The 17,677-nt window shown below is 59.7% G+C and carries 17 protein-coding genes; 4 read left to right on the plus strand and 13 right to left on the minus strand.

What is annotated here, in order from left to right:
* Nucleotides 1–11: 11 nt before the first annotated feature.
* Nucleotides 12–836, plus strand: coding sequence for a CPBP family intramembrane glutamic endopeptidase (locus PbB2_RS07820; protein ID WP_108984757.1), 825 nt, complete (start codon nt 12–14; stop codon nt 834–836).
* A gap of 6 nt (nt 837–842) precedes the next feature.
* Nucleotides 843–1,514, plus strand: a complete 672-nt coding sequence (locus PbB2_RS07825; protein ID WP_108984758.1) for a class I SAM-dependent methyltransferase — start codon at nt 843–845, stop codon at nt 1,512–1,514.
* 12 nt (nt 1,515–1,526) lie between these two features.
* On the opposite strand, the gene PbB2_RS07830 is transcribed toward PbB2_RS07825, so the two are convergent.
* From PbB2_RS07830 to PbB2_RS07845, 4 genes are read right to left on the minus strand one after another with little or no spacing between them, the layout of a single operon-like run.
* Nucleotides 1,527–2,477 carry a hypothetical protein gene (locus PbB2_RS07830; protein WP_108984759.1) on the minus strand — a complete coding sequence of 317 codons (951 nt, stop codon included), beginning with the start codon at nt 2,475–2,477 and terminating at the stop codon, nt 1,527–1,529.
* Nucleotides 2,474–3,955, minus strand: a complete 1,482-nt coding sequence (gene astD, locus PbB2_RS07835; RefSeq protein WP_108984760.1) for a succinylglutamate-semialdehyde dehydrogenase — start codon at nt 3,953–3,955, stop codon at nt 2,474–2,476. The genes PbB2_RS07830 and astD overlap by 4 nt, the downstream gene beginning before the upstream one ends.
* The gene (locus PbB2_RS07840; protein ID WP_108984761.1) at nt 3,948–4,970 is read right to left on the minus strand and encodes an arginine N-succinyltransferase; all 1,023 of its coding nucleotides are present in this window, start codon (nt 4,968–4,970) and stop codon (nt 3,948–3,950) included. The genes astD and PbB2_RS07840 overlap by 8 nt, the downstream gene beginning before the upstream one ends.
* A complete protein-coding gene (locus tag PbB2_RS07845; protein ID WP_108984762.1) occupies nt 4,964–6,244 on the minus strand; it encodes a hydrolase in 1,281 nt (426 codons plus the stop codon). Before PbB2_RS07845 ends, PbB2_RS07840 begins: the two co-directional genes overlap by 7 nt.
* Before the next feature lie 187 nt (nt 6,245–6,431).
* On the opposite strand from PbB2_RS07845, the gene PbB2_RS07850 reads away from it, so the two are divergent.
* A complete protein-coding gene (locus PbB2_RS07850) occupies nt 6,432–7,478 on the plus strand; it encodes a Leu/Phe/Val dehydrogenase (protein ID WP_108984898.1) in 1,047 nt (348 codons plus the stop codon).
* Here the strand turns inward: PbB2_RS07850 and PbB2_RS07855 are convergent.
* Nucleotides 7,462–8,316, minus strand: a complete 855-nt coding sequence (locus PbB2_RS07855) for a sterol desaturase family protein (protein WP_108984763.1) — start codon at nt 8,314–8,316, stop codon at nt 7,462–7,464. The two genes, PbB2_RS07850 and PbB2_RS07855, sit on opposite strands and share 17 nt — an antisense overlap.
* On the opposite strand from PbB2_RS07855, the gene PbB2_RS07860 reads away from it, so the two are divergent.
* The gene (locus PbB2_RS07860; protein WP_108984764.1) at nt 8,281–8,727 is read left to right on the plus strand and encodes a Rieske (2Fe-2S) protein; all 447 of its coding nucleotides are present in this window, start codon (nt 8,281–8,283) and stop codon (nt 8,725–8,727) included. The genes PbB2_RS07855 and PbB2_RS07860 overlap by 36 nt on opposite strands.
* A gap of 34 nt (nt 8,728–8,761) precedes the next feature.
* Here the strand turns inward: PbB2_RS07860 and PbB2_RS07865 are convergent, their stop codons facing one another.
* From PbB2_RS07865 to trpB, 8 genes are all read right to left on the minus strand, one after another.
* Nucleotides 8,762–9,769: a C13 family peptidase gene (locus PbB2_RS07865; RefSeq protein WP_108984765.1), complete on the minus strand. Its 1,008-nt coding sequence runs from the start codon at nt 9,767–9,769 to the stop codon at nt 8,762–8,764.
* Between the two features lie 50 nt (nt 9,770–9,819).
* The gene (locus tag PbB2_RS07870) at nt 9,820–11,001 is read right to left on the minus strand and encodes a thiolase family protein (RefSeq protein WP_108984766.1); all 1,182 of its coding nucleotides are present in this window, start codon (nt 10,999–11,001) and stop codon (nt 9,820–9,822) included.
* A 42-nt stretch (nt 11,002–11,043) separates the two neighbouring features.
* Nucleotides 11,044–12,471, minus strand: coding sequence for an aldehyde dehydrogenase family protein (locus PbB2_RS07875; RefSeq protein ID WP_108984767.1), 1,428 nt, complete (start codon nt 12,469–12,471; stop codon nt 11,044–11,046).
* Nucleotides 12,468–14,051 (minus strand): FAD-binding oxidoreductase, encoded by a 1,584-nt coding sequence (locus tag PbB2_RS07880; protein ID WP_108984899.1) that lies wholly within the window; start codon nt 14,049–14,051, stop codon nt 12,468–12,470. Before PbB2_RS07880 ends, PbB2_RS07875 begins: the two co-directional genes overlap by 4 nt.
* 14 nt (nt 14,052–14,065) lie before the next feature.
* Nucleotides 14,066–14,722, minus strand: a complete 657-nt coding sequence (locus PbB2_RS07885; protein WP_108984768.1) for a hypothetical protein — start codon at nt 14,720–14,722, stop codon at nt 14,066–14,068.
* Nucleotides 14,723–14,787: 65 nt separating this feature from the next.
* Entirely contained in the window at nt 14,788–15,630 is an 843-nt protein-coding gene (gene accD, locus PbB2_RS07890; protein ID WP_108984769.1) for an acetyl-CoA carboxylase, carboxyltransferase subunit beta, read from the minus strand.
* Nucleotides 15,627–16,457, minus strand: coding sequence for a tryptophan synthase subunit alpha (trpA, locus tag PbB2_RS07895; RefSeq protein ID WP_108984770.1), 831 nt, complete (start codon nt 16,455–16,457; stop codon nt 15,627–15,629). Before trpA ends, accD begins: the two co-directional genes overlap by 4 nt.
* Nucleotides 16,457–17,668, minus strand: coding sequence for a tryptophan synthase subunit beta (trpB, locus tag PbB2_RS07900; RefSeq protein ID WP_108984771.1), 1,212 nt, complete (start codon nt 17,666–17,668; stop codon nt 16,457–16,459). The genes trpA and trpB overlap by 1 nt, the downstream gene beginning before the upstream one ends.
* Nucleotides 17,669–17,677: the final 9 nt, after the last annotated feature.

Here is a 17,677-nt window from a genome sequence, read left to right on the forward strand (position 1 = left end):
AGCCTGATGACATGATAACGCCTAGCCCCAAAGCCTCCGGGCCCAAGATTCTGACCATCCCAGCCATCGCTTGGATTATGGTCATGGTCTATGCTTGGTTGGCGGCCTATGGCGCAGGCGAAATATCCCACCACCTCTCCTTCCTGATTGGCGAGAGCGGAGGCCCTGATTACTTCCGTGAACCGATCAATCTCGGGCTTGCACTCCTCGCGCTCTGGCTCTGGCGGGGCTTAAGCGGGGATGGCGCGCCTTTGGCCCCCACGCTCGGATCACCAACGTGGGGACTTGGCGGGGGATGGATCGTCGGCTGTGTCCTGCCCGGCCTTGCCCTTGTGTTGATGGCTGCATTGGGAGCTGGGATTTTCAGCCCAACCCGTGTCCAGCTCCTCGCCCTGATCTTGCCAATCCCCTTCATTCTCATCCATGCGTTGGCTGAAGAAGTCATTATTCGCGGTATAGCCCAGCGTTCCGCGCAACGACTTTATGGCCCGATGGCTGGCATTGGCTTGGCGGCTTTGACCTTTTGCATCCTGCAGGCCACACAAGGCTATGCCAGCGTGTGGCATATTGTGAATTCAGCCCTGTTTGGTGCGGTCCTTGGTTTCCTCGCCTTGGGTCGCGGTGGCATCTGGGCAGCAGCAGCAGGCCATGCAGGCTGGACCTGGCTGGAAACAAGCTGGATTGGCGATGGCGTAACTTTCACCAAAATGCCGGGATTTTGGGCGGGCTTTGGCCCTGATTCCTACGGCGCACCCACATTCACTGTCGTCTTGATGTTCACACTGGGGTTGATTGGCGCGGGGCGGGCTTTGCAAGCCCGTAAAGACAGGCAATAAGGAGCCATGTCGACATCATTCTCGCTCTCCCCGGCCCTTGTGAATTACCTCGCGGCGGTCAACCCACCCGAACATCCTGCCCTAGAGGCTTGCCGGGCAGAAACCGCCAACCACCCCCGTGCCGTGATGCAGATCAGCGCCGAACAAGGCGCGTTCATGCATTTTCTCCTGCGGCTGATGGATGTGCGGCTTGCGGTCGAAGTCGGGGTTTTCACCGGTTATTCTGCCTTGGTGACCGCCCTGGCGCTGCGGCAGAATGCGGGACCAGGTGGCAGATTATTTGCCTTCGACATCTCAGAAGAGTTTACAAATCTCGCCCGCACCTATTGGCATCAAGCCGGTGTGGACAGCACGATTGACCTGCGGATCGGCCCGGCGAGCGATGGCCTCGAGGGTCTGATCGATCAAGGTTATGGCGGGCGGATCGACTTCATCTTTGTCGATGCCGACAAGCCTGCCTATCGGGACTATTATGAAAAGGGCCTCACCCTCCTGCGCACAGGCGGGGTGATGCTGTTCGACAATATGCTGTGGAGCGGCAAAGTAGCCGATGCAACGGCAGAAGATCCAGAAACACTGGCCCTGCGTGAGCTTGCAGCCTTCGCCCAAGGCGATAACCGCGTGCGGGCTGTTACCGTCGCCATTGGCGATGGCCTGATGCTGGTCAGCAAGCTTTAGGGATTAATTCCCTCAACGCGGCACCCAGACGCTGCCCTGGCGCACCAAGACCTTGCCGGCCAATTGCCCAGGATCACCCTCCCCGCTGGCGGCAATGGTGGCAAGGCGGCTCATGTCACGTGCCCGGTCAGCGCGGCCAACCACCAATATGGTCCGGGTCGGGACCGCGACAGCCAGCGGACCGCCGACTTGTTTCTGGATTTGCGGCCAAATGCCATCAAGCGCCAATAGGCTGGTGGCATAGGTCTCTGTCGCATCGGCCTCCAACAGGCCGTCCTTGGTTGTCCATGTCAGCCCGGCCAGCTCCTTCACCGTATTGGCGCGCGCCCGATCAAAGGCCTGTGCCATGCCGAGATTAAGGTCGGTGAGGCGGCCAATTGGCATCAAGGCAATGGTGGTTGGCGTATCGCCGACCACAACCTCTTCCAAACCCTCCGTAAACGGACGACGCACCACACGATTGGCTTGTCCGCCTGTGGCGGTCTGAAGTTCAAAGGCATTGATGGCCGCAGTCGGGCGGATCACCACGCGCAATTGCTCAAGCTTGAATGGATCATTGCGCGCAAGAAGCGCACCGACATTGCCGACAAAACGGCTCAATTCGGTCTCAGGATCAACCTCGGCCAAATTGAGGCGGGCATGAAGGGTATCGAGCCTGACACTGACCTCTGCATGGGTAGCCAGCCGCAACGCGTTGGCCGCCCCATCAATCCGCTCAACCCCACGCACACCGGGCAGGCCCAACAGCCGCCGGGTCACTTCGGCAGAAACATCCTCCATCGAATAGCGCTCAACCAGCTGAACAGCCTGTGGCACCTCTTGGACCGGCGGGGTCGCGGGATCAGGTGCGGCTTGGGCCCAAGCCGCCTGTATGCTGCCCAATCCAAGACAGATGGCTGCTGCGACCAGCATCAGACTAAGGCGAGATAAGTGGGTTTTAGGCGGCACATTCATATCCTTCATAGGCCCGGCGCGCTCAAGCGGGCGGCCACATCAGCCTCCTGGCGGGCCACGGGATAGGCACAATAATCGGCCGCATAATAAGCACTCGGCCGGCCGTCGCCGGACAGCCCAGGCCCGCCAAAGGGCAAAGCCGACGAGGCCCCCGTCGTCGGCCTGTTCCAATTGATCAGGCCCGCGCGCAGGCTGAGTGTGGCTTCCTGCCACAAAGCGGGATCATCGCTGACCAACCCCGATGACAGGCCAAAGCGGGTGGCATTGGCCCGCATTATGGCCTGCTCGAACGTCTTGACGCGGAATATTTGGGCAAAGGGGGCAAACAATTCCTCATCCTCGGCTTCAGACGCACCTGTCATGTCGATCAAGCCGGGGCGCACAAAAGCAGGCCCTTCAACACCGATGCGAGCTTCCACCACTGACTTGCCGCCCAGGGCCTTTAAAGCGGCTTCAAACTGGCCGACGCGGGCCGCTTGAGCTGCATGAATGACCGGGCCGATAAAGGGAGCGGGATCGGCATTCCATGACCCCAGCACCATACGCTCGATTCGTGCCAGTGTGGCTTCCAACACCTGATCACCAAACCGGCCCTCAGGCAGAATGAGCCGGCGCGCACATGAACAGCGTTGGCCGCTGGTGATAAAGGATGAATGGACAATCAGATCAGCGGCCGCTTCTGGGTCTGCTGGATCCCAGATGATCAGGGGATTATTGCCGCCCATCTCAAGGGCGAGGATCACTTCAGGTCGGCCAGCGAACATGGCATGGATGGCCGTGCCGGTGGTGGCTGAGCCGGTGAACAAAACCCCATCAATGCCCGTGGCACCCAAGAGGGCAGCCCCTGTGGCACGCGCACCCATGACGACATTGAGGACGCCGGGCGGCAGCCCCGCCTCTTCGAAAGCCTCCACCATCAGCACTGCCACCGAGGGGGCAAGCTCTGAGGGCTTGAACACCACGCTATTGCCGGCCAACAGGGCAGGCACGATATGGCCATTTGGCAAATGTCCGGGAAAATTGAACGGGCCTAAAACAGCCATTACACCCCAAGGGCGGTGGTCCAGCGCGGTGCGACCAAAGGCTGCCCCCTCGCTGCGCGCGCCGGTTCGCTCATCATAGGCGCGCACAGAAATTGCGATCTTGCCAACCATGGCGGCCACTTCGGCGGTGGATTCCCACAAGGCCTTGCCCATATCCCGTGAGATGGCTTCTGCAAGGGCCGTTGCACGGCTCTGCAAGGCCCGACCATAGGCTTCCAGAATGGCAATCCGGGCGGCCCGGTCCATCCGCGCCCACGCCGGAAAGGCCGCCCGCGCAGCCGCAACGGCATCCTCAACTTGGGGAGGCGTGGCGGCATGGGCAGCAAACACCACAGCCCCGCTTGCGGGATCCTCGCTCACAAAATGGGGTCCAAGACCTGCCTGCCAGGCCCCATTGAGATATAGACCGGGCTGGGTTGGGGCTGTTTGAGAATGCTCAGACATCAAAGCTCCGTACACGGCCTAACTGGCCGCTTTCCATCAAAAGGCCGTCAAGAACCTGCGGGGCAACCACCACTTCATCTGGCATGACGCGGGCCGGTGTCAGGGTGCAGCGAAAGTCCCCGACGCGATTGTTGGACAACATAACGCGGTCCTCGCCATGGGCGTCGCCGGCCACAAAGGGCAGAACGCGCGATTCCCGCACGGTGCGGGTGTCTTCGATGCGGGCAGCCAATAAGGGCCCCCCGTCAAAAATATCTATCACCCCTTCAAAGCGCAGGCCCTCGCGCTCTAACAGGCGGCGCGCCGGGGCACCATCGGGGTGAGTCTCGCCAATCGCCCCCCGGGCGCTATCGGGCAAGAGGTCGACATAAATGGCGTGTTTGGGTGACAGGTCGATGATGAACTGATTGTCGCTTGTGGCCGACAATTTGTCTGCCTCGTCAAAATCCATCCGATAAAAGGGTCGTCCCACCACTTCCCAGAAAGGCGACCGGCCATCAAGATGCACAATGCCGCGCAATTCGCTGACCACCGTCCCGTGGAAATGGGCCGGGCTGCCCGCCATCAGCATGAAGCGCGACAAGCTCAACAGCTTGCCCGCCCCATCGCCGCGCCGCTCTGGCTCAAGAAACAGGGTGCCGACTTCGGTACAACCAGTATAGTCATTGACCATGGTGAGCGCCCGCATCTCAAACCGGCGATTGGCCGCTTTCGAGGCTTGGCCATAGGTCACGATCCGAAAGTTAAAGAAGGGCACATCGCGCCCAATATTGGTCTTGACAGCGGCACAGCCAAAGGGTTTGCCACCCTTGGCACTTTCAATCATCAACAGATAGATACCGCCGTCACCATCGGCCTTGGCCGCGGGTGCGGCAAAGGTGGCCGCACTTTTCTCCAGCCGCCGGGCAAGCAAAGCCTCATCTTCAGGCAGGCTGGTAAAGCCCGGCCCCGACCGGCGGGCAAAGCCCATGAAGGCATCAAAATCATCAAGCCGCGCGGGACGAACAATCAGCATGGGCTTGTTTCCAGTTCTTGGGCCAGCAAACGGCGCGGGGCCTTGGCGTCGAGTTTGCCTGTGGCATAGCCGACCAGAATGGCTAAGGACAGCCTGACCCGCTCTGGAAAGCTGTCGAGAATGGCAAATTCCTGATCCGAATGGATAAGCCCCCCGCGCGGACCCAATGTATCGACATTGGCACAGCCCGAAGCTGCCAGATTATTGCCCTCGCACACCCCGCCTGTGTCTTTGTAGACAAGATCGAGACCGACCGCGCGACCAGCCGCCGCGACCTGGGCAAAGATCAATTCTTGGGCGGGAGTGCGGGGTTTAGGCGGGCGCGAGAAACTGCCGTGCAGATGGGCGTGCAGGCCATTGCCATTGGCATAAAGCCTGACCAGCTTGCTGACCTCTGCTTCTGCCCAGGCCGAGGCCTCTTGATCCGGGGCGCGAATGTTGAAGCGGACCACAGCCAGATCCGGCACCACATTATTGGGACCACCTCCATCAATCCGACCGGTGTTGAAGGTCACACCCGGCATCTGACCATTAAGGGCTTCTATGGCCGCAACGAAACGGGCAGCAGCGGCCACGGCTGAGCGGCCTTCATGATGGGCCCGACCAACATGGGCAGCCAGCCCATGAATGGTCAGCGAATAATTGCCTGAGCCCTTGCGCGCGCCCGACATCGACCCATCAGCCAAGGCCGGCTCATAGGTCAGGCCAACATGGGAACGCGCCCCAATTTCGGCCAGCAAGGCCGCAGAGCCTGGCGAGCCGATTTCTTCATCCGGGCTCAACAACACCTCATAGCCAATCTGGGCCGCACAATTGAGCGTCTCAAACGCTTTCAGGGCGTCAAGCATCACCCAAATGCCGCCCTTCATGTCTGCGACACCGGGACCATTGAGGATACCGGGCTCTGTCTCGCGCACCGTCTGGAAGGCAGAGTTGGCCGGGAACACGGTGTCGTAATGGCCGGTCAACACAAGGCGGATCGGGGCTTCAGGGCGAACGCGCACATGCAGGGCATCACAAAGAGGCAGCGCGACAGGCTGACCTGCAGCATCAATGGTTTGCTCTGGCGCCAAGGTGCGGCGGGTCATGGTGCCAGGCAGGGCCGCAAAGGCGGCCTCCAGCTTGGGGAGGAAAGCGGTCAGACCTGCGAGATTGCGCGAGCCCGTATTGTGATGGCACCAGTCTTCCAGCCGCGTTTGCCAATAGGCGCGACCCTCCTCCACCCCATCGAGGGCCCGCAATGTGGCAGAATCAAAAACCAGCTGTGCGACCATCAGGATCGCTCCTCACAAAATGCCGCCTCAAGTGCAGTGCAAACTTGCACCGAAAAGTCAGATGTAGTCGAAAGCCGCGCGCAGCGCCACGCCCCTACCCTGCTCTGTCTGAGTCCAATGGCAGATCAACAGGATGGTTCGGCGGGCCAATCCGGCCATTCAGGCCTTAAAGGAAGAGACCTACATCATGTCAGCAGTGTTTGATCACGGCGAATTCGACCATCACGAACAGATTGTTTTCGCTAATGATCATCAAACCGGGTTGAAGGCGATCATTGGTGTCCACAACAGCTTTTTGGGCCCAGCGGCGGGCGGCGTCCGCATGGCGCCCTATGCGCGCATGGAAGATGCGCTGACCGATGTGCTGCGCCTGTCACGCGGGATGAGCTACAAGAATGCGCTCGCGGGCTTGCCCTTGGGTGGCGGCAAGACCGTTTTGATCGGCAATCCGCGAACCGACAAGACCCCTGCCTTGATGGCCGCATTGGGTCGGGCCATCGAACGCCTCAATGGCCGCTATTTAGCTGCTGAAGACGTCGGCATGACGCTGGCGGATATGGAACAAATCGCCACAGAAACCTCCCATGTTTTCGGACGCGACCCGAAGGCGGGCTTTGGCGGCGAACCCTCGCCCATGACGGCACTGGGCGTTGCCCTGTCGATCCGCACCTGCGTACGCCGTGTACTGGGGCGTGATGACCTCAAAGGGGTGCGCATTGGCGTCCAAGGTGCCGGTGCCGTGGGGGCAGACCTTGCCCGGCAATTGGGCGAGGCCGGGGCTGAAGTGTTGGTTGCCGATGTCGACCCCGCCCGTGCTCAAGCTGCTGCAAGTGCTGCCGGTGGTCAGGTTGTGGGTGTCGGGGATATTTTGTTTGCAGACGTCGACGTGCTGGCACCCTGCGCGTTGGGGGCGGTCCTCAATGATGAAACCATCCCCGCTCTGCGCACCAAGATCGTCTGCGGGGCAGCCAATAATCAATTGGCAGAGCCGCGCCACGGCCTGGCTTTGGCTCAACGCGGCATCCTGTATGGGCCTGATTATGTGGTCAATGCCGGGGGGATCATCAATGTCGCCTATGAGGTGTCAGGCACATATGATGCGGCCAAAGTGGTCGAACATGTCCAGCGTATCCCGCGCACGCTGGAGCAGATTTTCGAGGAAGCCGCCGACGAAGGCCTGACGCCCGACGTCATAGCTGACAGAATGGCTCAGCGGCTTATTGGGCGGTCCTAGAAGCAGAAGCGTCCGACTTGTCATCCGCCTCACGGGCAGACATCAAGGGATAGAGCCATTGGCCGATTAAGCTTGCAGGCATGTCGCGGTCAGTTAGGCCCAAATTGGTCGGCTTTTGATCTGGCGGCATGTAAAACGTGCCAAACAAATGGTCGAGGCAGGAGAAAGTCGCTGCAAAATTCTTCGACCCACCCTCGTCTGCGCCAGTATGATGCCAGCGGTGAAACACCGGGCTTGCGAAGACGTGCCGTAAGGGCCCAAAGGTCCAATTCAGATTGGCGTGGACCATGGCTGAATAAAGTACGTTGAACGGTACCAACACGGCTATCGCTGCCGGTGGAAAGCCCATCCACAAGGCCACAGCATTGGCAAAGATCGAGTGAAACACCGTATTGATCGGATGAAAACGAACCGCATGCAGCCAATCCAAAGTTTCAGGCGCATGATGGATGGCGTGAATGCGCCACAGTGCATTGCTATGGAAAAGCCGGTGCGTCCAATAAAGCGATATGTCGGTCACGATCAGCACGCCCAAGGCCTGTAACCATAAAGGCCAGTCCGCCAGCCAAGGCGCCCCTGCCTTGCTCCAGGCGACAGCTGCCTCCATATTGCCGCCAAACAGCACAAGGAAGCCCCCGGCAATCAGCATGGTGCTGAGGGTGCCATAAAACATCGGGCCCAACATCCAATAGCCAATATCCATCCAGATATCGCGTCGCAACGGACGGCGCGTGGTGTCGAGAGGAAACAGACTTTGCAAGAAGCCGAACAGACAGGCGCAGATCAACAGCCACATGCCCGCATGGACGATGGGCAGGTTGAGAATGTCGTTCACCATCACACATCCCTCGACACGGCGGCAGCTGTCACAAAAGCCCCAGCACCCCCTCTCTCTAGTGCGGAGACACTTAATCCGTCGTTAGCGCTGGTGCGAAAATCCGACCTAAAGGAGGGGGTCATCCAGACATATCAGATTGTGGCAGGCACAGCGTCGCAGTCAGTCCTGGTGATGCGTGAAGGCGACACATTATACGCTTTCCTCAATCGCTGTCCGCATGCGGGCTGGCCACTCGACACGTTTGATGGCCGTCTATTGCGCACCGAAAAAGGCGATCTGATCTGTGCCGCGCATATGGCTGTGTTTGACCCCCGAACGGGGACATGTCTCGGCGGCCCGGGTCAAGGCCGAGGCCTGACCCCAGTCAAGGTCGAAGAGACGGAGGGGGGGTGGCAGCTGATTATGAAATAACCCAGCGACTGCAGAGCAAAACAAAGTCCGGCGATCAATTGCCCGCTGCTTTTCCGGGGTTTGGGCTAAAGGCGGGGGTGCCGCGTGGCGGGCTGGCGACTTTGGGAATCTTGGCATCGATTTTGTCCATCCAAGCAATCGCCTGAGGACCCAGATCGACCTGCGGCATTGATGGGGCGACACCGGAAGCAACCTCCCACCCCGTGATCAGCGTCTTGGCACGGGCAAAGGCATCGGGCAACGGCACAGGCTGGCGCAAGGCCTGATTGACAAAGGCATCACCAAAGAAGGTCCAATCATTCTCCGCCCGACAGCCAAAGGATGGGCGCTCAGACGAGGCCGCAGTCATCACGATGGTTGATTGGTTCTGCAAAGCGGGCAGGAAAACGCCCGAAAAGCAGGCTGACAAGATCACCAGCCGGTTCTCGATACCTGCATCATTCAAGAGCCGCGCGAGCCGTACCGGCCCAATATTGCCGATGGCACGATCGCCATCGCGATAATTCAGACCTGTATTCCAATGGCCATGGGTGGTGATAAAAAGCGCCAACACGTCTTCCTGCGGATTCATCACGCTGCCGATCTGGGCCAAGGCTTGTGCCAGATGATCAGGATTGGCATCGGGTATGACAGGCTCGGTCGACCCACCTTGAGCACCCGTCCCATTGGCCAACACAATCACACGGCCTTGCGCGTCATAGCGGGTTGCCAGAACCCGGGCGGCTTCTGCGGCCTCACGGCCAAAGACCGGGTCACTGTCCATGCCGACGGCCAAAACATAGACATCCACAACGCCTTTGCGTTCAGGTTTCAGACCAGCCAAACTGGCTGACATGGCACGCGCCTGCCGCAACGCCTCGGCCGGAGAATAGGGTTGGGCAATGATAAAGGCCCCCTTGTCGGCGGCCTCTTTCTCACGCCGCTCCTGCACGGCGCGCGGATTCATTTGGCCAAAGGGCAAGCTCTGGGCCCACAGCTGGACCGGAAAGGTCACCATGAGGCCTAATCCCAAGCACGAAAGGCGACGCAAGAGATGTTTCATAGCCCGATAACAGCGCGCAATTGCGCGATTGTCTAGCCAAAGCTGCAAAATCAGTCAGGACGCTGCAAGCAGATGGCGGTGGCTTCTCCCCCGCCAATACACAGGCTGGCCAAGCCGCGCTTGGCACCACGGGCCTGCATGGCCGCGATCAAGGTGGCGATGATGCGCGACCCCGATGAACCGATCGGATGGCCCAAGGCACACGCCCCGCCATTCACATTCACCTTGTCGTGGGAAATGCCCAAATCCTTCATCGCAATCATCGGCACAATGGCGAAGGCCTCATTGATTTCGAACAAATCCACATCACCAACGTGCCAGCCAGCCTTATCAAGGGCCTTTTCAATCGCTTTCACCGGGGCCGTGGTGAAATAGGCCGGGGCATGGGCGTGGGCAGCACTGGCCACAATCTCGGCCTGAATGGTCAGGCCACGGGCCTGGGCCTCAGACTTCGCCATCAGAACCAGCGCGGAGGCCCCATCTGAAATGGCAGAAGCATTGGCTGCGGTAACTGTGCCATCCTTGTTGAAAGCAGGCTTCAAGCCAGGGATTTTTTCAGGCCGGGCTTTGGCGGGCAGTTCATCGCGATCAACCACCACTTCCCCGGCGCGACTGGCAACCTTCACAGGGGCAATTTCGCGGGTGAAGGCCCCGGTCTCCGTGGCTTTCTGAGCGCGCTTGAGCGTCTCAAGTGCATAGGCGTCCTGATCTTCACGGGTGAATTGATATTCGCCTGCCACCAGATCGGCATAATGGCCCATAGGCTTGCCTTCATAAGCATCTTCCAGCCCATCCAAAGCCATGTGGTCATAGATGCGGTCGTGACCATATTTGACCCCGCCGCGGTGGGTCTTCATCAGGTGCGGGGCGTTGGACATGCTTTCCATCCCCCCGGCAATCACCACTTTGGCTTCGCCTGCCTTGATCGCATTGGCTGCCATAATCGTGGCCTGCATGCCCGAACCGCACATTTTATTGAGCGTTGTGGCTTCGACATGCACAGGCAGTCCAGCCTTGATCGCAGCTTGCCGGGCCGGGGCCTGACCCTGGCCAGCCGGGAGAACATTGCCCATCAAGATCCAGTCGACATCCTCCCCGGCAACACCCGCATCGGCCAAAGCCGCCTTGACGGCCACCGCCCCCAATTCATTGGCGCTAAAGCCGGACAAATCCCCGAGCAGACCGCCCATAGGTGTGCGGGCCAGGCCTACGATGACGACTGGGTCTTGCATAATGGTCTTCCTCTGGTGTGGGGCCGATGGATCAGGCCAATCTTACGCCTCTTCAGCATAGGCACTCAAGGGCGTGACGTCACCCCGGTTGGCAATCAAGGCTTTGCGACGGCAAAAGCGCTGGAAGCCTGCAGGGCCCATGCGCGACCCACCCAGACCGCTCTGCTTGAAGCTATGTTTTTCCGCCTCATAGAATTGACTGGTCAATGCCGCATCATTCAAGCTGATGGCTCCGGCATCGATCCGACGACCAATCGCTTCAGCCTCCGCAAGACTGCCCGCAATCACCCCAGCCGACAGGCCAAAGTCACTATCATTGGCAAGTGCAATGGCTTCGTCCACGCTATCAAAGGCCATCACGGGCATCACCGGTCCAAAGGTTTCTTCCTGCATCAGGGCCATGGAATGGTCGACATTGACGACCACTGTCGGGGCGATCCAGTCGCCACCCAAATGATGCTCCACCACCCCACCGGTCAGTATTGTCGCCCCCTTGGCGACAGCGTCCTGCAATTGGGCAGCAATCACGCCGGCCTGACGACCAAAAATCATCGGGCCAATCTCGCCTTGGCCCCGGTCGGGCTGGTTAAGGCGGGCGGCTTTGGCCGACACAACAAGACGGTCGACAAAATCCTGATAAAGCGGCCTTGCCACATAAATCCGCTCAATCGACTGACAGGCCTGCCCGGTAGACAGGACCGAGCCGCGTAGGGCCGCTGTAACCGCCCTGTCGAGGTCAGCCGTCTCGGTGATGATCAACGGGTCCTTGCCGCCCAGTTCCAAAAAGGCAGGGATCAAACGATTGGCGGCCTGCACGGCCACCTTCCGCCCGGTGGCAACCGAGCCGGTAAAGCAAATGGCATCGACCGCATCGATCAACGCCATGCCGGTTTCCCCATCACCCAAAACCAGTTGCAAGACGTCCTGTAAGGCGGGGACATCGCCAATCGCTGTTGCCAATGGTGCAACAAAGCGCGGGGTGACTTCAGATGGCTTAATGATGACGCTACAGCCAGCCAACAGCGCTGGTATGGTGTCGATCATGGCCAAGGTCAGTGGGAAGTTCCATGGGCTGATCACGCCCACCAGCCGATAGGGTACCCATTGCGGCGCATGGGCCATGCGGGGATCACTGCGCCCTTCACTCCAGCCTTGGGGCAAAAGATGCGGGGCTTGGGCAGCCCAGCCACCCAAGCTGGCAATGGCACCTTCAATCTCTCGGCGCGCGATCTTGCCCCTTCCCGTATCATGCGCGAGCGCGGCGTGGATCGCGTCAAGATGGGCGGCTAAAGCCGCTTTAAGGTCAAGCAGGACCTTGGCCCGGCCTTCCAGGCCCAAGGCCTCCCACCCGGCTTGCGCGGCCCGTGCTTTAGCCGCCTTGGCTTGCACAATGTCAGCATCCGCCACCTCAAGCTGGGCGTCCACTTGACCGGTACGCGGGTTTTTGACGTCCAATAGGCGCGTGCTCATAGGCCCAATACTCCGGGATTCATGCGGTTTTCAGGATCAAGATAGGCTTTGATGGCCTTAAGCAACCCCATGGTTTCAGGGGCGCGGGTGGCCGCATAGCGATAGGTGCGGCCAATCTGGAAATGGGCTGCCCCGAAGTGCTGAAAAATGTCGAGGATTTTCTCCCGCACCTCATCGACCAGGGCTGCATTGTCAGGATTAGCAGGCAGCTTGGGCAATTTGGCCAGATAGGATGGCTCAAGCGTGGTTTCGTGCAGGCCAAAACGGGCATCCGGCCAGAAGAAAACCGGTTCGATCAAAAAGCCATTGGTTGCCAGAGTGGTAACCAAATAACCGCTTGTCATGCCGCGCTGGTCAAATGCCTGCTGGTAGCTGGCGAATAAGGCATCCAGGGCCTGCCAGCAGGCAGGGCCTTGCGACAAGGCGACAATGCCGTGGATCGGGACCCAACGCTCCCCATCAGGACCCAAGATATTGTTCAACGGCGTGAAGGGGGCCGCGCGCATGGCTTTGGGAATGGTGTTTTCAATCTCACGACCGCCGTGGGATTTGACGAGGTGGCGCAATTGGTCGGCTGCCGCCTCGACTTGGGCCTTACTGGCCCCTTCGGTGATCAGATGCAACGTATAGCCCGCGTCATCCATGAAGCCGCGCCCGGCCAGGGCCATGCGGGCACCTTGCTTGACCCCGTCAAGGACATTTTTCTGCGCCCCGATCACGGCGGCCAATGTCTTCACATCCTGCAACAGACTGGCGCGGCGCAGACGGATGCGGGCGAGATTGGGATCAAAGGCACATACTTCACTGGCCAGATTGGTGCGCGCCACGGCTGCTGTCGCCGCAGCGGTCTGGGCCAAATCCGGCATAGAAAAACTCAAATGGGCTTCATGTGTCGGGGCGGGTATCAGCCGCAACGTCACCTCAGCCTTCACACCCAAGGCCCCGCAATCCCCGCAAAACAGGCCTGTGAGGTCAGGGCCATAATGTTTGAAAAAGGGGCTTGCCCCGATGGTTCCCGCTGTGCCTGTCCGCAGCACACTGCCGTCGGCTAGGACGATGGTGAGGGCTGTCACGCTGTCCGACGTCGTGCCCCAAATACCGGCCCCGAAAAACGCATTCAGTTGGGACACGCCACCGCCAATGGTCGAGCTAATGCCCGACAACGGCCCCCAGAACGGCGTGCGCAAACCCAAAGGGGCCAGAGCCGCATGCAGGCTTGCCCACGTGCAGCCGGCTTCGACGGTTGCGATCATATCCTCGGGGCTGATGGTGATGATCTTATCCATGCGCCGTGTATCGATCAAAAGCGCGCCTGAGGTCTCCGCCACATAGCCCTTGGTATAGCTCATGCCGCCCCCCCGCGGCAGAATGGCCAACCCTGCCGCGCGGGCCATCTTCAGCACAGCCGAGAGCTGGTCGCGCGTCGCCGGGGCCACAACAAGACCCGCAAGGCCACCTTGGGCAAAAATATCCTCGCTCATCACGTGGCGTGTGGCCTCATCGCTATGAACATGCTCAGCACCAACCAGCGCGGCCAATTGATCGGCAATGTGGTCATTATGACGGGCGGGGTCGGCCATGGGATCAGCTTCCTTCACAAGGGTTTTGCCAGGCCTAAAAAGGCCGCAACCAGCAATAAGAGCCAGATGGTGACGACAAGCGGCCTGCTTTCATCAAGGGCCTGCTGGATATCACGATCTGTTTCAGGGCGGGCACCATGCTCAACCATGCGCGCAAAGGCCGGGCCAAAGCGGCCAAGGGCACGGCGGATCAATAAGCCACACAGGATGGTGGCCGCCAAGATCGCGCATTTGGCTTTGAGGTAAAGCGGCAGGGCTGGCGCATGTGGCCACAAATTGGCGGCAAGAATCAGAAGGCCTGCGATCAGCCCCCAGCGGATCGCCATATCAGCCTGCCGAAAAAGACTGTTTGGCCCTAAATGGCGCAGATGCAGGGTCCAGGCCAATGTCAGCCAAAGAAGCGCGCCCACCCAAATCAAACTCACCACAAACGGCCCCAACACCAGCCAGCCTTTGTGCACGGCCAAGGTCAGCCCGGTGGGCAACGTCAGGATCATGGCGGTGCGTGGGGCCATATCCACCTGCGCCAGCACACGGGCCGCGGCAATGCGGGCTGCATCAGGCTGACGGGTGTCGGTCAGGATGGTTGAACTGTAGAACACGCCCAAATCCCCGCCCAGCCAATAGACGAAGACCAAAAGATGCAGGAGCGTGAAGAGGGCTGTGTCCAAGTCGGTTCCGGTCCGCAGAAATGATATAATTCTATATCAATTAACACCGCGGTTCGGCAAGCCGATCAGGCCTTCAATAAGCCGATCACTCGCGCCAAAGTGGCCTTCAGCTCCCGCCGGTCCACCACAATATCCACCATGCCATGCTCAAGCAGATATTCAGATCGCTGGAAGCCGGGGGGTAGTTTCTGGCGGATGGTCTGCTCAATGACCCGTTGACCGGCAAAGCCGATCAGGGCACCGGGCTCGGCAATATGAATGTCGCCCAGCATGGCATAGCTGGCGGTCACGCCCCCAGTGGTGGGGTCAGTCAAAACCACGATGTACGGCAGGCCAGCCCGGCGCAATTGGTCGATGGCCAGAGTGGTGCGCGGCATCTGCATCAGCGAGAGAATCCCCTCCTGCATGCGCGCGCCACCGGCAGCGGTAAAGCAGATCAGCGGGCATTTGCGGTCGAGTGCTTCCTGGGCGGCCTTGATGAAGGCTTCGCCCGCAGCCATGCCCAGTGAGCCCCCCATGAAGTTGAAGTCTTGCACCAGTGCGACGGCATGGCTGCCACCAATCTTGCCATAGCCAATGGCCATGGCATCATCGCGACCTGTTTTGGCGCGGGCTTCCTTCAGCCGATCCACATAGCGTTTATCGTCTTTGAACTTCAGCGGGTCTTCAACGACTTTGGGCGTGTCGATCGCCAGCCAGCTTTCGCCGTCAAACAAATAGCGGAAGCGAAGCTCGGGCCCGATCCGCATATGCCGGCCCGACGGGGTGACCCATTGGCTGTTTTCCAGATCAACGCGGTAGAGCATTTCCCCGCTATCCGGGTCTTTGACCCAAAGATTGTCGGGGGTTTCGCGCTTTTGCAGCAATTTATTGATGCCGGGGCGCAGACGGTCGATCCAGCTGTTCATGCCGAGGGCTCCTGACGGGCTTGCGCAATGGCGTGCGCCAAGGACTGACAAAAGGCGGCCGCCGCTTGGGCCGCATCCGCGCCAGTTTCATGGGCTTGGGCGATCACGTCAACCAGGGCCGAACCGACCACCACACCGTCAGCGATTTGGGCAGTTCGGGCAGCCGCTTCTGGTGTCTTAATGCCAAAACCAACAGCGACCGGCAGGCCCGATGCCTGACGCACTGCAGCCACAGCCTCAGCAATGTCAGCGGTTTCAATTGCCTTGTCGCCGGTGATGCCCGCAACCGAGACATAATAGACAAAGCCGCTGACGCCTTCGACGACTTTGGGCAGGCGCCGGGCGTCGGTGGTGGGGGTTGCCAGCCGGATCAAGGCCAACTCATTGGCCTGCATGGCAGCACGCAAGTCACGATCCTCTTCAGGCGGGGCATCGACAATGATGGCTCCATCCACACCCGATTCTGCTGCCAAGGTCGCAAAAGCCTGATAGCCCAATGTCTCCACCGGATTGAGATAGCCCATCACAATCAGCGGCGTGGTCGGGTGCTTGGCGCGAAAGCCAGCGGCCAAGGCAAGGGTCTTTTTCAGCGTGACCTGATTTTTAAGCGCACGAATGCCCGCCCGTTGGATCGACGGGCCATCGGCCATCGGATCGGTGAAGGGAAAGCCCAATTCGATCACATCAACCCCGGCCCCCGGCAAGGCGTCGAGAATGGCTGCACACGTCTCAAGCAACGGATCACCCGCCATCACATAGGCCACAAGGGCGGCGCGGTGTTCTGCCTTTGCGGCTGCAAAAGCTTCAGAAAGACGCGAAACCGGCATCAGATCTTGGCTCCCAATGCATTGGCGATGGTGAAAATATCCTTGTCACCCCGGCCGCAGAGATTCATCACCACAATCCCGCCCTTACCGACATCCTTGGCAATCTCACCAACACGGGCCAGCGCATGGGATGGCTCCAAGGCCGGCAAAATGCCTTCAAGGCGGGCACAAAGCTGGAAGGCTTCCAAAGCCTCCTCATCGGTGGCCGACAAATATGTCGCCCGGCCAGTGTCCTTCAAAAAGGCATGCTCTGGACCCACACCTGGATAATCAAGCCCGGCGGAGATCGAGTGGGCGTCAATGATTTGGCCATCGTCATCCTGCAGCAAATAGGTGCGATTGCCATGCAGAACGCCTGGCCGGCCACCTGTCAAAGCGGCTGCGTGCAGGCCGGTTTCAATGCCATGACCGGCAGCCTCGACACCATAAATCTTGACCTGTTCATCTTCCAAGAACGGATGGAAGAGCCCAATCGCATTGGACCCCCCACCAATACAGGCAACCAGCGCGTCAGGCAGACGCCCTTCGCGCTCAAGCATTTGCTGGCGGGTTTCCCGCCCGATCACCGACTGGAAGTCACGGACCAATTGCGGATAGGGATGCGGCCCCGCGACTGTCCCGATGATATAGAATGTGTCCTTCACATTGGTGACCCAATCGCGCAGGGCTTCGTTCATCGCATCTTTCAAGGTGGCGGTACCCGCATCGACAGGGCGAACCTCTGCGCCCAGCAATTTCATGCGGAAGACATTGGGGCTTTGCCGGTCAACATCCTTCGCCCCCATATAGACCACACAGGGCAAGCCAAAGCGGGCACACACAGTCGCCGTCGCCACGCCATGCTGACCAGCACCGGTCTCAGCGATAATCCGGGTCTTGCCCATGCGCATGGCCAGGAAGATCTGGCCCATGCAATTATTGATCTTGTGCGCGCCTGTATGGTTGAGTTCATCGCGCTTGAAATAGATTTTCGCACCGCCGAAATGGGCACTTAAACGCTCGGCAAAATAAAGTGGGCTTGGGCGGCCGACATAGTCACGCAGGAAGATGTCGAGCGTCTCCAAAAAAGCCGGATCGGATTTAGCCTGCTCATAGGCTTCTTGCAGCGCCAAAATATTGGGCATCAAGGTCTCAGCCACAAAGCGGCCACCAAAATTGCCAAAGCGGCCTTCTGCGTCGGGATAAGAACCCCAGGAATTGCGTGCGTCCATTGTGATCAG

Source organism: Candidatus Phycosocius bacilliformis, from assembly GCF_003112735.1.
In the GTDB taxonomy this organism is placed as follows: Bacteria; Pseudomonadota; Alphaproteobacteria; order Caulobacterales; family Aquidulcibacteraceae; genus Aquidulcibacter; species Aquidulcibacter bacilliformis.